Source organism: Hoeflea sp. AS60, assembly GCF_038900115.1.
Classification (GTDB): Bacteria; Pseudomonadota; Alphaproteobacteria; order Rhizobiales; family Rhizobiaceae; genus Hoeflea.
In genome coordinates this window covers 661020-673907 of the sequence record NZ_JBBMQP010000002.1, presented here as the reverse complement: position 1 = coordinate 673907, position 12888 = coordinate 661020, and the positions used below count along the sequence as shown (strand labels likewise).

Genomic DNA, 12888 nt, shown 5'->3' with positions numbered 1-12888 from the left:
GGGATCGGTGCCTACGCTGCTTCCGCAGCCAGGCTGTGGGCATAGTCGCGCGAGACATGGCGATGCCAGCTGAAATGCATGGCTTCAACCAGCCGCAGCAGATCCGCCACCGACGGCTGGCTTTCCGCATCGCTTGCATGGCGTTGAAGCAATTGCGTTGTGACCCGTCCTGTATCGACGCTGGCGTTAAGCCGCGAGGCTGCGCGCCAGATCTGCGTTGCGGAGACAAAAACCGGCGCCAGATCACTGCCCAGGCCGATTGACCGGTAAAGTGCCCGCATTGCGGTTTCACGGCCGTCGATCAGGATACCCCGAACGCGGGAATCACTCATGCCGGACAAGGACACCACCGCGCTGGCGAAGAAATCGACATTTCCCGCACACAGGGCATGGATCAGAAAGGCCGGTGTCAGGCGTCCGGATATGCGAAGGTGTTCGACAAGCGCAGGAATTTCATCCTGGACCACGGTTTCGGCCAATCTCAGCGTGGCATTCATGCAGGCTTCTTCCGTGACTTTGCGGCCGCGGCTGCCGCCAATCGCGGAGCGGACAAAATCCGAACCGGCGAGTGCTGCGCCGAGCCGCTCCACCAGCGCCTGACGCACATCGCAGGGCAGATCCCGGCGCTCAAACAGACGCGCGCGAATGTCCCCATCATCGCCAAACCGTTCGGAAATCCGGCGCAGCGAAATCCGGGCAATTGAAACATGCGGATTATCAAGCATATCGGCGACTGCATCCGCCTCACCCACTTCCGCCATCGCCGCAGCGACAGACACAGAAACCGGGCAGCGGAAAGCAACAAACCGCTGCAGCGACGAGCGACCGCTGGCGACAATCTCTATCAGGTCATTGTCGGCGAGCGCGGGAGACAGTGCGATGACCCGACCGGCGACTTCGATCTGGTCGGAAGCCAGACCCAGCAGAATGCTGCGCGGCGCGTGCTCCACCAGAGCCAAGCCCTCGGCGAGCGCCAGGCGAACTTTGGGAGACGGGTCTTCAAGCAGTAGTGCGAGTGCGGCTTCGGCTTCCTGCCGTTCTGATTGGTTCATGCGTCCCTGTGCGTAAGCCTGGGTCAAAGCCCGGGTCGCAATGCAACGGTCACCGACCTTGGCAGTTTCCGACCACTTCAAAAAGGAACTTACAATCATGACTATGCGACCCCACTCGGTACCAGTGCTCAGACACTAGGACCAAATGGTTTACGATCGGTTCACCATACTTCTTAACGCATCAAACAGGCTGAAAACTGCAAGTCTCCGGTACCTATCGCCTCCTTGACTTGATCGCCACCTGATACGAATCAGAAAAATTCCCACGATCCTTCAACGTCATGAGACTTCTGAATTAGGGAAGAATACCTGCCGGCCGCGGACCCTCTTCCACAGGTTGGTCGCAAATCTGTGACCCGAGGGAATTCATCAAGATCTGGAACTTGCGCATCCGTTTGGAACGCGGCATCTATAAGCTAGAAATTGTACAAGGGGTAAAGCATGCGCGGGATGTATCTTGAGGAATTCGAACCGGGCGCTGTGATTTCCCACACTCTGCGACGCACGGTCACCGAAATGGACAACATGTTGTTTTCCAATATGACGCTCAATCCGCAACCGCTGCATATCGATTACGAATTCTGCAAGACCACCGAATTCGGCCAGCCCTTGGTCAATTCGCTTTTCACCCTCGGGCTGATGATCGGGATCTCGGTCAACGACACCACGGTCGGCACAACAATCGCCAATTTGGGAATGACAGACGTGACCTTTCCCAATCCGCTGTTCCATGGCGACACCGTGCGGGTGGAAACAAAGGTGCTGACCGTTCGCGAGTCTAAATCCAAGGATGATCGCGGCATTGTTGAAATGGAGCACCAGGCCTTCAATCAGCACGACAAGCTGGTTGCCCGTTGCGTCCGCCAGGCGATGATGCGCAAGGGTCCAAAGTCATGATGCGGTCACTGCTGTTCGTCCCGGGCGATTCTGAACGCAAGCTTGCAAAGGCTGCGGACTCGGGCGCCGACGCCCTGATCCTTGACCTTGAGGATTCGGTTTCGCAATCACGCAAGGTCGAAGCGCGCCAGATTGTGGCGTCGTTTCTGACCAAAGCCCAACGAGGTGCCGGAACACCGTGGCTGATTGTTCGGATCAATGCGCTCGACACCGGCCTGAGCGATGATGATCTTGCTGCGGTGGTCTCCGCGTCTCCAGACATAATCCTGCTGCCCAAGGCAGGTTCAGGTGCAGAGATTCAGGATCTGAGCGCGCGGATCGCCGTGCTTGAAGTCGAAGCCGGCCTGGAAGAGGGCAAGATCCTGATCCATGCCCTGATGACCGAGACTGCGGGAGGGATGCTTTCCGCGGGATCGTTCGCAGCCAAGTCCGAGCGCCTCTCGGCACTTGCGTGGGGAGCTGAGGATCTGGCAGCGGACATCGGCGCCTCCTCCAACAAGGATGCGAACGGTGTCTACACCGACGTCTTTCGCATGGCACGCAGCCTGACCATTCTCGCCGCTGCCCATTCGCGCGTGGATGCGATCGACACCGTGTTCACTGATTTCAAAGACCTGGAAGGGCTGGAAGCGGAGTGCCGCGCCGCTGTCCGCGACGGCTTCAACGGCAAGATGGCAATACACCCCGATCAGGTGGCGGTGATCAACAAGACCTTCACTCCGCAGGCAGAAGATGTGGAACGGGCCGTTCGAATTCTTGCCCTGTTTGCCGCTGCAGGACCTGATGCCGGGGTCTTGTCGCTGGATGGTAAAATGATCGACCGGCCGCACCTTCGGCAGGCTCAACGGATTGCACGCCGCGCTGGCCTTGAGCCGAAGGAAATGCCAAAGATCGACTAGATCACGGTCATTTTTCGAGCGGCCATCTAGGGCGCCGCATTTGGAAAGTCTCGGCTCCGTCAGCGTAATCCATGTAACCAAGGCGCGCCAGCGGTGCCACGGTCGCCATATCGAGCAGACCATTTACCAGCGCTGCCTCGTCGATATGGATGCCGACCACCTGCCCGATGACGACGAAGGATTCGCCCGGGTTCCCGTCAAGGCCCTTGGGCTGGAAGATCTCCGTAACCTTGCATTCAAGTGCCGCATGGGCCTCGGCTACAAACGGCGCATTGATCAGCTTTGCTTCCGCCATTTCCAGACCGGAAAAACCAAACTCATTCTCGCCGTAAGGGGCATTGGCTGACGACAGGTTCATCTTGTCGGTCAAGGCGCGACCAACCATGCTTGTGGTGAAGACGCGCGTTTCCTCGACATTGCGCAGCGTATCCTTGCGCCCCACCGAAGCGAACATCACCATCTTGGGATTATCCGAAATGGCGTTGAAAAAGGAATAGGGCGCGAGATTGACCGACCCGTCATTGCCTCTGGTACCGATCCATCCGATCGGCCGTGGCGAGACGATGGCCTTGAACGGGTCATGCGGCAGGCCGTGGGCATTGTCCTTTGTTTCATAGAACATCACGCTCACTCCCCTGCAAAACTGACAATGTCGGACAGCTCCGGCCTTGGCCGCTCGCCCGGATGCATTTTCGGTGAACCGATATGAATGAACCCTGCCACCCGTTCGTCAGCTGAAACACCGAGAACCGGATAGGCCTTCTCGTCAAAGGCAAACCACTCGGTCAACCAGTTGGAGGCATAGCCGAGCGCATTTGCCGCCATCACCAGGTTGAGGCACACCGCGCCAGCACTCAAGACCTGCTCCCATTCGGGGATCTTGGCATGCGAGGCCGCGCGCGACACCACCGCGATCACCACCGGGGCACGGGTCAGCCGGTTCTTCTCGACGGCGATCATGTCATCCGCCATGTCGGGTTTGTTGGCCATGGCTATTTCGGCAAGGTCCAGCGACATGCGTTCGCGCACAGCGCCCGAATAGACAATGAACCGCCATGGTGCGAGCTTGCCGTGATCAGGGACCCGGCTCGCAAGCTTCAGCATCTCCTCGATCTCGCTTCGCGACGGCCCTGGATCGGTCATCTGGAACGCGGGGATCGAGCGGCGGGTTTCGAGATAGGACTTCAGGGCAGCATTGACCGGCATGTGTTCCTCGTGCATTCAGGTTCGACCTAACTCGGTCATGAATTTGCCATGGCTTTGAGGTCCAAGTGGCCTCTCGAATTCCAGAAGTCAACCGGACCGTGCCTTATGAACAGACTGTCGATTGTTCTTCTTTCCGCATTCGCGTTTCTGACGCCGCCGAACCTCGCCGGCGCTCAAGACGCCTTCGGCAACACCGCCGATCCGAAAATCGCCTTGCCGGGACTGACAGAGTATGCACCCGCAGATTCCGCAGCCGATGGCGCGGCGGTTCGGCGAACCGTACGAATGGAAGCAGCGCTCACAGAGGCCGGCGAGCCACTCAAGTATGGTTTGACCTGGCGCATTTTCCATCCGACCCCCGGGCCTGATGGGAAATTGCCCCTGCTTGCCACTTCGGAAGGTGGTTCGGCAGAATTCGAGTTCGAGCCTGGCGACTATTTCCTGCATGTTGCCTTTGGCCGGGCTGGTGTCACCAAGAAACTTACCGTTCCGAAGGATGGGCCGATCGAGAAACAGCACATCGTCATGGAAGCCGGTGGACTGATGCTCAACGCAGTCTCGGGCATCGATGCCCGCATTCCGGTCACCCAGTTGCGCTTCAACATCTACAAGGCCGAAGAAGGCATCGACGGCGAGCAGCAGCTGGTGGTCGAGGACGTCAAACCGAACACCATTGTCAGGCTCAATGCCGGGACCTACCACATCGTCTCCGATTATGGCTCGGTCAATGCAGTCATCAGATCCGACATCAGGGTCGAGGCCGGGAAACTCACAGAGGCTGTCATTCAGCACCGCGCCGCCCAGTTGACACTCAAGCTGGTTGCCGAAGCAGGCGGCGAAGCTATTGCTGACACAGCCTGGTCGATCCTCACATCAGGCGGCGATGTGGTGTCAGAAAGCGTTGGCGCCTTCCCCACGATCGTGCTTGCCGAAGGCGAATACACCGCAATCGCGCGCAACAAGACCAAGGTCTACCAGCGCGATTTCACCGTTGTCGCCGGCCGTAATGAAGATGTCGAAGTTCTGCTCAACTAGGCGATTGCCAGCTGCAATTCGGGCTCGCGCCGCGGAAGCCCCAGATCAAAGACCGCATGATAGAGCAGCTCCAGCAGCTGTTTGCGGTCCGTGACACGGGCAAGTTCATCAGCCGCAAGCACCGTGCCCGCCTGAGCGACAATTGTCGTGCCCGAGAGCCTGCGGAATTCGCGGATCAGAAGCGAGATCCGCAGCGTCATCGAAACACGGCTCGCCAGATGGAACAACCGGCCGTTCTGGCCGCCGAAATAGACCGGGATGACTGAAGCGCCGGCTGCCTGGACCAGTCTGGCAGGGAACATTTTCCACGGCAGATCCACCGCGCGGCCAAATCCCTTTGGCGCCGTGGCAACGCCGCCAGCGGGGAAGACCACGACAGTGACGCCCGACTTGAGCAGCCGCACCGCCTCGTGCCGTGTCGCCATGTTCATGGCCAGCGCCTCGCGGGTCTCGTCAAACGATATCGGCAAGGCGTAAGGCGCAATTTCGGGGATCTTCATCAGATCATTGTTGATCAGAACCCGGAACGGACGACCCAGAGCCTCGGCCATCACCAGCACGGCAATGCCGTCACCGATGCCGAAAGGGTGATTGGCAACGATGACCAGAGGGCTGTCGGGAAGATTGCGCGGCGGCCACTCCGACCTGAGATCGAGACGGATATCGATCAGATCGAGCATCTTCGAGAAGATCTGCTGACCCTGCGGAACCACGTCGCGGCTCCAGATCTGATAGAGCCGCAGATAGCGGTCCCGACCCGAAAGGCCTTCGATGGAGCGGATGATCCAGCGCTTGAAGCGCGGCTGGTTTTCATTGGCGTAGCTGAGCTGGTCGAGGCGCATGGTGGATCTCGGAAAAAGACAACGTCCCTCCGCATGCCACGCCAGCATGAAAACCATGTGACAACCGGCGCGGCGGGCATCAGCACGCCGCGCAGGAAGACTGTCAGGCCGACCGCGCAGCCTTCTCGGCGTCCTTGCGCAGAACGTCAGGCGGTGTTGCTTCCGTGACCAACAGATCAATCGCATCGGCAAGCGTCATCGGCACCTGGTCACGGCTTCCGAGCCTGCGGATATTGACCGTCTGTTCCTCGGCTTCGCGCATGCCGCAGACGAGGATCACCGGCACCTTGGCCAGCGAATGCTCGCGGACCTTGTAGTTGATCTTCTCGTTGCGGAAGTCGGTATCAACCTGAAGCCCGGCATCGCGCAGCTTCTGGGCCACGGATGCACCGTAGTCATCGGCTTCGGACGTGATCGTCGCCACAACAACCTGCAGCGGCGCAAACCACAGCGGCATATGGCCCGCATGGCTTTCGATCAGAATGCCGAGGAACCGCTCAAGCGAACCACAGATCGCGCGGTGCACCATCACCGGCTGCTTCTTTTCCGAATCAGAACCAATGTAGAAAGCGCCGAAGCGCTCAGGCAGGTTGAAGTCCACCTGGGTGGTTCCGCACTGCCAGTCGCGACCGATCGCATCACGCAATGTGTATTCGAACTTGGGTCCGTAGAACGTCCCCTCGCCTTCATTGATACCCACCTTGATGCGCCCGCCCGATTCAGCTGCCATCTTGTCGAGCACCTTGCGCAGGATGTCCTCGGCATGATCCCACATGGCATCCGTGCCGACGCGCTTTTCAGGCCGCGTGGCAAGCTTGACCACCACTTCCTCAAAGCCGAAGTCGCGGTAGACCGACATCATCAGGTCGTTGATCTTCAGACACTCTGCCTCAAGCTGCTCCTCGGTGCAGAAGATATGTGCGTCATCCTGCGTAAAGGCGCGTACCCGCATCAGACCGTGCAGCGCGCCCGACGGCTCATAGCGGTGGACATTGCCAAACTCGGCCAGTCGCACCGGCAGATCGCGATAGGATTTGAGCCCGTGCTTGAAGATCTGCACGTGGCCGGGGCAATTCATTGGCTTAAGCGCAAAAATCCGGTTGTCGGCGTTCTCGTCCTCGGGATGGGTGAAGGCATGGGCGGATTTCACCGCAAACATGTTCTCCTGGTACCAGCCCCAGTGACCCGACGTCTCCCACAGGCTCTTGTCGAGGATCTGCGGAGCGTTGACCTCTTCATAGTCGTTTTCAAGCCGCCGCCGCATATAGGCGACGAGGTTCTGGAACATGCGCCAGCCCTTGGAATGCCAAAAGACGACGCCCGGACCTTCTTCCTGGAAATGGAACAGGTCCATCTCGCGGCCCAGGCGGCGATGGTCGCGCTTTTCGGCTTCTTCAAGCATATGCAGATAGGCATCAAGTTCGGCCTGCTCGGCCCAGGCAGTGCCGTAGATGCGCGTCAGCATCATGTTGTTGGAATCGCCGCGCCAGTAGGCGCCGGCGACCTTCATCAGCTTGAAGGCGGTGCCGATCTGTCCGGTCGAGGCCATGTGAGGACCGCGGCACATGTCGAACCAGTCGCCCTGGCGATAGATCTTTAGATCCTCGCCCGACTTGATCGATTCAATCAGCTCGACCTTGTAGGCCTCGCCCTTGTCCTCAAACACGCGCCGGGCTTCATCGCGCGACCAGACTTCCTTGGTGAAAGGCTTGTTGCGCGCGATGATCTCTTTCATCTTCTTCTCGATCACCGGAAGGTCTTCCGGCGTGAACGGCGCGTTGCGGGCAAAATCGTAATAGAAGCCGTTCTCGATCACCGGGCCGATGGTCACCTGCGTGCCGGGGAACAGCTCTTGAACCGCTTCCGCCATCACATGTGCGGTATCATGCCGGATCAGCTCCAGCGCACGCGGATCGGTGCGCGTGACAATCTCCAGCGCGCCATCGCGAACCGGGTCGCTCAGATCAGTAAGTTCACCATCGAGCGCGATCGCAACAGCCTTCTTGGCCAGTGATTTGGAAATAGACTCCGCGACCTCACGGCCGGTCGTACCGGCGGGGTATTCGCGCTTTGAGCCATCGGGAAATGTAAGGGATACGGCTGACGCCATGATAGTCTCTCCTGGATCCAGTCCCGCCAACGAACGCGGGTGGTTGAGTGGGGTATGTCTGCGCGGTCGCGTTTACGCGATTTGGATAAAGCGGGCAAGGCCGGAGACAAGCTGGCTCGCTCTGCGATCAGATGGAATCGACGGATCGCAAACAAGATGCGCTCGATTAAAGGATCTGGAACGACCTTTGTCAGCCGCATTTTGCGCAGGGTGCTCTAGCCCCCCATCTCCATTCCGATTTGCTCTGCAATGCAGTCCACGAACGTTCGAACCTTCGGCACTCGAAAGCGGCTGGCCGGCCAAAGCATGGTCAGGACACTTGTCTGCTCGATTTTCGCGTCGAAAATCGGCACGAGGTCTCCGTTGGAGAGGGCTTCCCGCACAAGAAATTCAGGAAAAGACGCAATACCTGCTCCGGCAAGGGCGAGATCGAGCAACGGGTCAATTACGCTCGTCACCAGGCTGAAAGGTATCCCTTGGCTCGGCGAAGACTGCAGAGGCCATGGGGCAACACGCCCTGACGAAAAACGCTGCCGGAGGCAGACATGGTGGGAAAGGTCCTCAACGGTATCCGGCGCTCCACGTCTGGCGACATAGGCGGGGGAAGCAACCAGCCGCCAGCCGAACCTTCCGAGTGTCTTGTGCAGCAGGCGCGTGTCGCCCGTTTCACCCGTTCGGATCACAACGTCGAATCCTTCTTCGGTCACGTCAATCAGGCGGTCGCTATAGTCCAGCTCCAATTCCACGAGAGGATAACTGGAGGTATATGCCGCAAGCGCCTTTGTGAAAAAAGTCCCCGTCAGCGGCAGGCTGACGCGCAATCTGCCGCGCGGGCTGCCAGACGCTTCCGCCAGCTCCGCTTCTCCTTCGCTCAGTTCATCGAGCATGCGCCGGGCACGAATCAGAAAGAGATTGCCAGCATCGGTCAGCGAGATTGTCCGCGTGGTGCGGTGAAAGAGGCTGGTTGAAAGCTGTCCTTCCAGTCGCGCAACCGCCTTGCCGATCGCCGATGAGGACACACCAAGGCTCTGCCCTGCTATCTTGAAGCTTCGGCTATCGGCCGCTGCGACGAAAGCTCGTATTGAGGCAAGACTGTCTACCGGATCCGCCATTGGCAACTTTCTCTCCGTTGTGATCGGAATTGCAGCTTATGAATCCTCACAGCCATTGTTGCTAGGGAAGGCTGTGTTGCAATCAGATCCCGAAGCCACCGTGGCTAGTATCCTATATTCAATTGATTTTTCCCGCCTGGCGTACTCGCGTCAGGTGTCCCCGGCACCAAAGTCCCAGCACGGTGTCAGTCGATGAGTGCCAAATCGCAATGCGTGCCGACGAGCGCCGCGAAGCCCGGCGACACTGCGCCTGCGGTCATTCTGCTTGCCGTGTCAGCATTCGTGATTATCACGACCGAATTCATCATCGTCGGCCTTCTTCCCAGCCTTGCGCGCGATCTCGATATATCGGTATCAACAGCAGGCTGGCCGGTGACGCTGTTCGGGTTCACCGTGATGCTGTTCGGAACCGTCCTAACCGCCCTGCTGTCTCACTTTGATCGCAAGCGGCTTTTCGTCATAATCCTGCTTATCTTCGCCGGGTCGAATGCCCTGGCAGCGGTCGCACCGAATATCTGGGTGCTCGGACTTGGTCGATTCCCTCCCGCGATTGCCTTGCCGGTCTTTTGGGGAACCGCGAGCGAGACGACAGCGGTGATCGCAGGGCCCGAGCGAGCAGCGAAGGCAGTGTCGAATGTTTACATGGGTATTGCCGGAGCGATGGTCCTCGGCATCCCGCTCGGGACACTCGCCGGTGACGCTTTCGGCTGGCGCGGTAAATTCTGGGGGTTGTCTGTCATGTCGCTGGCGATGGCGGTGCTTCTGTTCGTCGTGATGCCGCAATTGCCCGAACGCAAAAAAATGCGGCTTGGCGAGCAACTACACATCTTCAGGGATGCCGCGTTCGTAGCAAATCTGGCGCTGTCCGTGGTCGTCTTCACCGCAATGTTCACGTCCTACACCTACCTCGCCGATCTCCTGGAGCAGGTGGCAGGCATCGCACCGGGCGCTGTCGGATGGTGGCTCATGGGTTTCGGTCTTGTTGGTCTTGTTGGCAACTGGGTCGGCGGCTACATGGTCGGGCGAGACCCGTTCCGGGCGACGCTTGCGGCTCTGGTTGTGCTGGCCATCGCAATGACAGCCACAGTCCCACTGGCCGCAATCATTTTTGGCTGGGCACAGCACTCGCAGTCTGGGGATTTGCCAACACCGCACTTTATCCCATCTGCCAGGTCCGGGTGATGGGTGCCGCGCGCCATGCGCAAGCACTTGCTGGAACGCTCAATGTCTCAATGGCGAACGCGGGAATCGGCTTCGGCGCAATCATCGGGGCAGCGGCCATCAACGGCTTCGGTGTCGCGAGCCTGGGATACAATGCTGCTGCGATTGCGATCTGCGGCATCGTCGCTGTTCCGTTCGTGGCCCACCTGAGCAGAAGAAGCGTATCCGCTGCGGCCTAACTAGAAAATCAGCGCTGTATTACACATGCGAGTGGCACAACGTTTCGAGCCACTCGCAGGCGTGCTGCCGGATCAATTTATCAATAAGATAAGCGCAAAGCGCAATCGAGCCGACACAATCAATGGAACTCCTGTGTTTCGATCCATTAGGCACCGTGTCCCGAATGATCGCACTTTCTGCCAGCTGTGACGAACCGCCACGGCGCCCACCAGACCAGCCGCGCATCGAGCTCAACCGGAACATTGTCGATGCCGTTGGTTCCGCCCGGGCCGCAGCGTCCGACCCGGAACAGCGCCAGCCAGCCGCCCTTCCACAGGCCGTGGCGGGCGATTGCTTCATAGCCATATTCGGAACAGGTCGGCAGATGCCTGCAGGAATTGCCGATGAAGCCGGACAGCGTGAGTTGATACAGGCGCACCAGCCCGGTGCCAAGAACCCGGCCCGGCGTCTTGCGCCAGGGGCCGGCCCAGTTGCGACCGGCGGCAGAGGCGTTCATCAGGCGGCGTCTTCCTTGGCCTTGCGGGCGTCGATCTGGTCAAGGCAATCAACCACGGCATCAAAGGTCAGAAGTGTCGAGGCGTGCCGCGCACGGTAGTCACGGACAGGCTCCAGGAACTTGAGATCGGCAAAGCGACCTTCCGGCGCCGGGCCGTTTTCCTTGAGCATCATGCGCATGGTTTCACGCACCTCGCGCAGTTCATCCGCACTTGCACCGATGATATTGCGCGCCATGATCGACGACGACGCCTGCCCAAGTGCGCAGGCCTTGACGTCCTGGGCGAAGTCGGCGACCTCGTCACCGTCCATCTTCAGCCAGACCTTGACCTTCGAGCCACACAGTTTCGAGTGCGCAGAGGCTTCCGCATCGGCATTTTCAAGCGTGCCAATCCGCGGAATGTTGCCTGCGAAATCCAGGATCCGGGCATTATATACATCATCGATCATCACTTCGGACCTTTCCACGCTTCGTCAATTGGCATTCGGCCTGCGGCAAGAGTTGACGGTATCGCATCTCGACGCGCGCCTCATGAACACTATATAGTGCCTATCAGTCGTTCGGCAAAACCTGTTTGCCTTGCGCCTAGGGAGACCGTGCAGGAGGGTTTGCGCCCGAAAGCCCCGGAGCCCGCTCGACAGGAATGCGGCAGTGCCGCAAAATTGTCGGAGTGCGTGGTCCGATTGAATGCGAACAACGTAAAGGGTGCAATTCCCTACGGAGACCACGAATATGGATGCGATCGTCAACAGCTTGAACGACAAAGACAAACGCCCGACAGAAGCCGAAGCGGAAGCAGCAGTGCGCACGCTTTTGCGCTGGGCTGGCGATGACATCACCCGCGAAGGTTTGCTGGACACGCCAAAGCGCGTGGTCAAGGCCTACAAGGAGCTGTTCTCCGGCTACGAGCAGGACGCAGAGGAAGAGCTCGGCCGCACCTTTGAGGAAGTCGCAGGCTATGACGACATCGTTCTGGTCAAGGACATCCCCTTCTTTTCACACTGCGAACACCACATGGTTCCGATTATCGGCAAGGCCCATGTCGCCTACCTGCCCGACGGCAAGGTACTGGGACTGTCGAAAATTGCCCGCGTGGTCGAGATTTTCGGCCGCAGGCTGCAAACCCAGGAAACCATGACCGCCCAGGTAGCCCATTCCATTGACGACGCGCTGCATCCGCGTGGTGTCGCGGTGATGATCGAGGCCGAGCACATGTGCATGGCCATGCGCGGCATCAAGAAGCAAGGCTCGACAACCATCACCACGACCTTTACAGGCGCGTTCAAGTCGGATCCGCACGAGCAGGTCCGCTTCATGACATTGATCCGGGGTTGAGAGAGAATCCCGATTTGAGGGGTACTCATGACGACTTCATTAGAATCCGCACCGGCTGACAAATCCGCGCTTGAAGATGGCGCGGATCTTACGCCTAGGTTCGATGCCAACGGCCTGGTCACGGCCGTGGTTACTGACAGCCGCGACAATGCGGTCCTGATGCTGGCACACATGAATGACGAAGCGCTGCGACTGACAATTGAAACCGGTGTGGCGCATTACTGGAGCCGCTCACGCAATCAGCTCTGGAAAAAGGGCGAGACGTCGGGCAATCTGCAGATGGTGGATGAAATCCGCGTTGACTGCGATCAGGACGCCGTTTTGCTCAAGGTGCGTGTCAGCGGCGCGGATGCGACCTGTCACACGGGCCGACGCTCATGCTTCTATCGCAAGGTCGTCACCAGCGAGGGCAATATCTGCCTTGAAATCGATTCCGAACCGCTTTTTGACCCGGCCTCTGTGTATACCGATCATTAGGCAAGCTGCACCATTTTAAAGCATTT

15 protein-coding genes are annotated in these 12888 nt (G+C 59.0%); 7 read left to right on the top strand and 8 right to left on the bottom strand.

Annotation, left to right across the window (positions count from 1 at the left end):
* Positions 1-11 precede the first annotated feature (11 nt).
* Positions 12-1052: a DUF2336 domain-containing protein gene (locus WNZ14_RS13540; protein ID WP_342869172.1), complete on the bottom strand. Its 1041-nt coding sequence runs from the start codon at positions 1050-1052 to the stop codon at positions 12-14.
* A gap of 441 nt (positions 1053-1493) precedes the next feature.
* On the opposite strand from WNZ14_RS13540, the gene WNZ14_RS13535 reads away from it, so the two are divergent.
* Positions 1494-1949, top strand: a complete 456-nt coding sequence (locus WNZ14_RS13535; RefSeq protein ID WP_342869171.1) for a MaoC family dehydratase — start codon at positions 1494-1496, stop codon at positions 1947-1949.
* Positions 1949-2848 carry a CoA ester lyase gene (locus WNZ14_RS13530; RefSeq protein ID WP_342870231.1) on the top strand — a complete coding sequence of 300 codons (900 nt, stop codon included), beginning with the start codon at positions 1949-1951 and terminating at the stop codon, positions 2846-2848. Before WNZ14_RS13535 ends, WNZ14_RS13530 begins: the two co-directional genes overlap by 1 nt.
* 7 nt (positions 2849-2855) lie before the next feature.
* Here the strand turns inward: WNZ14_RS13530 and WNZ14_RS13525 are convergent, their stop codons facing one another.
* Both WNZ14_RS13525 and WNZ14_RS13520 read right to left on the bottom strand, forming a co-directional pair.
* Positions 2856-3470 carry a flavin reductase family protein gene (locus WNZ14_RS13525; protein ID WP_342869170.1) on the bottom strand — a complete coding sequence of 205 codons (615 nt, stop codon included), beginning with the start codon at positions 3468-3470 and terminating at the stop codon, positions 2856-2858.
* Between the two features lie 5 nt (positions 3471-3475).
* A complete protein-coding gene (locus tag WNZ14_RS13520; RefSeq protein WP_342869169.1) occupies positions 3476-4069 on the bottom strand; it encodes a nitroreductase in 594 nt (197 codons plus the stop codon).
* A 90-nt stretch (positions 4070-4159) separates the two neighbouring features.
* On the opposite strand from WNZ14_RS13520, the gene WNZ14_RS13515 reads away from it, so the two are divergent.
* Positions 4160-5089, top strand: coding sequence for a hypothetical protein (locus tag WNZ14_RS13515; RefSeq protein ID WP_342869168.1), 930 nt, complete (start codon positions 4160-4162; stop codon positions 5087-5089).
* Here WNZ14_RS13515 and WNZ14_RS13510 read toward each other — a convergent pair.
* From WNZ14_RS13510 to WNZ14_RS13500, 3 genes are all read right to left on the bottom strand, one after another.
* Positions 5086-5931, bottom strand: a complete 846-nt coding sequence (locus tag WNZ14_RS13510) for a lysophospholipid acyltransferase family protein (RefSeq protein ID WP_342869167.1) — start codon at positions 5929-5931, stop codon at positions 5086-5088. The two genes, WNZ14_RS13515 and WNZ14_RS13510, sit on opposite strands and share 4 nt — an antisense overlap.
* Before the next feature lie 103 nt (positions 5932-6034).
* Positions 6035-8041 (bottom strand): threonine--tRNA ligase, encoded by a 2007-nt coding sequence (gene thrS, locus WNZ14_RS13505; RefSeq protein WP_342869166.1) that lies wholly within the window; start codon positions 8039-8041, stop codon positions 6035-6037.
* Positions 8042-8256: 215 nt separating this feature from the next.
* On the bottom strand, positions 8257-9153 hold the full coding sequence (locus WNZ14_RS13500) for a LysR substrate-binding domain-containing protein (protein WP_342869165.1): 897 nt from the start codon (positions 9151-9153) through the stop codon (positions 8257-8259).
* A 192-nt stretch (positions 9154-9345) separates the two neighbouring features.
* On the opposite strand from WNZ14_RS13500, the gene WNZ14_RS13495 reads away from it, so the two are divergent.
* On the top strand, positions 9346-10335 hold the full coding sequence (locus WNZ14_RS13495) for an MFS transporter (RefSeq protein WP_342869164.1): 990 nt from the start codon (positions 9346-9348) through the stop codon (positions 10333-10335).
* Positions 10335-10553, top strand: coding sequence for a hypothetical protein (locus WNZ14_RS13490; protein ID WP_342869163.1), 219 nt, complete (start codon positions 10335-10337; stop codon positions 10551-10553). The genes WNZ14_RS13495 and WNZ14_RS13490 overlap by 1 nt, the downstream gene beginning before the upstream one ends.
* 146 nt (positions 10554-10699) lie before the next feature.
* Here the strand turns inward: WNZ14_RS13490 and yidD are convergent, their stop codons facing one another.
* Both yidD and WNZ14_RS13480 read right to left on the bottom strand, forming a co-directional pair.
* On the bottom strand, positions 10700-11050 hold the full coding sequence (yidD, locus tag WNZ14_RS13485) for a membrane protein insertion efficiency factor YidD (protein WP_342869162.1): 351 nt from the start codon (positions 11048-11050) through the stop codon (positions 10700-10702).
* A complete protein-coding gene (locus WNZ14_RS13480) occupies positions 11050-11499 on the bottom strand; it encodes an iron-sulfur cluster assembly scaffold protein (RefSeq protein WP_342869161.1) in 450 nt (149 codons plus the stop codon). Before WNZ14_RS13480 ends, yidD begins: the two co-directional genes overlap by 1 nt.
* 283 nt (positions 11500-11782) lie before the next feature.
* On the opposite strand from WNZ14_RS13480, the gene folE reads away from it, so the two are divergent.
* The gene (gene folE, locus WNZ14_RS13475) at positions 11783-12385 is read left to right on the top strand and encodes a GTP cyclohydrolase I FolE (protein WP_342869160.1); all 603 of its coding nucleotides are present in this window, start codon (positions 11783-11785) and stop codon (positions 12383-12385) included.
* Between the two features lie 27 nt (positions 12386-12412).
* Positions 12413-12862, top strand: a complete 450-nt coding sequence (gene hisI, locus WNZ14_RS13470) for a phosphoribosyl-AMP cyclohydrolase (RefSeq protein ID WP_342869159.1) — start codon at positions 12413-12415, stop codon at positions 12860-12862.
* Positions 12863-12888: the final 26 nt, after the last annotated feature.

What these genes read in the sequence shown, in the direction of transcription:
- WNZ14_RS13540 (WP_342869172.1), bottom strand. Translation starts at nt 1,052, where the DNA reads ATGAACCAATCAGAACGGCAGGAAGCCGAAGCCGCACTCGCACTACTG.
- WNZ14_RS13535 (WP_342869171.1), top strand. Translation starts at nt 1,494, where the DNA reads ATGCGCGGGATGTATCTTGAGGAATTCGAACCGGGCGCTGTGATTTCC.
- WNZ14_RS13530 (WP_342870231.1), top strand. Translation starts at nt 1,949, where the DNA reads ATGCGGTCACTGCTGTTCGTCCCGGGCGATTCTGAACGCAAGCTTGCA.
- WNZ14_RS13525 (WP_342869170.1), bottom strand. Translation starts at nt 3,470, where the DNA reads ATGTTCTATGAAACAAAGGACAATGCCCACGGCCTGCCGCATGACCCG.
- WNZ14_RS13520 (WP_342869169.1), bottom strand. Translation starts at nt 4,069, where the DNA reads ATGCACGAGGAACACATGCCGGTCAATGCTGCCCTGAAGTCCTATCTC.
- WNZ14_RS13515 (WP_342869168.1), top strand. Translation starts at nt 4,160, where the DNA reads ATGAACAGACTGTCGATTGTTCTTCTTTCCGCATTCGCGTTTCTGACG.
- WNZ14_RS13510 (WP_342869167.1), bottom strand. Translation starts at nt 5,931, where the DNA reads ATGCGCCTCGACCAGCTCAGCTACGCCAATGAAAACCAGCCGCGCTTC.
- thrS (WP_342869166.1), bottom strand. Translation starts at nt 8,041, where the DNA reads ATGGCGTCAGCCGTATCCCTTACATTTCCCGATGGCTCAAAGCGCGAA.
- WNZ14_RS13500 (WP_342869165.1), bottom strand. Translation starts at nt 9,153, where the DNA reads ATGGCGGATCCGGTAGACAGTCTTGCCTCAATACGAGCTTTCGTCGCA.
- WNZ14_RS13495 (WP_342869164.1), top strand. Translation starts at nt 9,346, where the DNA reads ATGAGTGCCAAATCGCAATGCGTGCCGACGAGCGCCGCGAAGCCCGGC.
- WNZ14_RS13490 (WP_342869163.1), top strand. Translation starts at nt 10,335, where the DNA reads ATGGGTGCCGCGCGCCATGCGCAAGCACTTGCTGGAACGCTCAATGTC.
- yidD (WP_342869162.1), bottom strand. Translation starts at nt 11,050, where the DNA reads ATGAACGCCTCTGCCGCCGGTCGCAACTGGGCCGGCCCCTGGCGCAAG.
- WNZ14_RS13480 (WP_342869161.1), bottom strand. Translation starts at nt 11,499, where the DNA reads ATGATCGATGATGTATATAATGCCCGGATCCTGGATTTCGCAGGCAAC.
- folE (WP_342869160.1), top strand. Translation starts at nt 11,783, where the DNA reads ATGGATGCGATCGTCAACAGCTTGAACGACAAAGACAAACGCCCGACA.
- hisI (WP_342869159.1), top strand. Translation starts at nt 12,413, where the DNA reads ATGACGACTTCATTAGAATCCGCACCGGCTGACAAATCCGCGCTTGAA.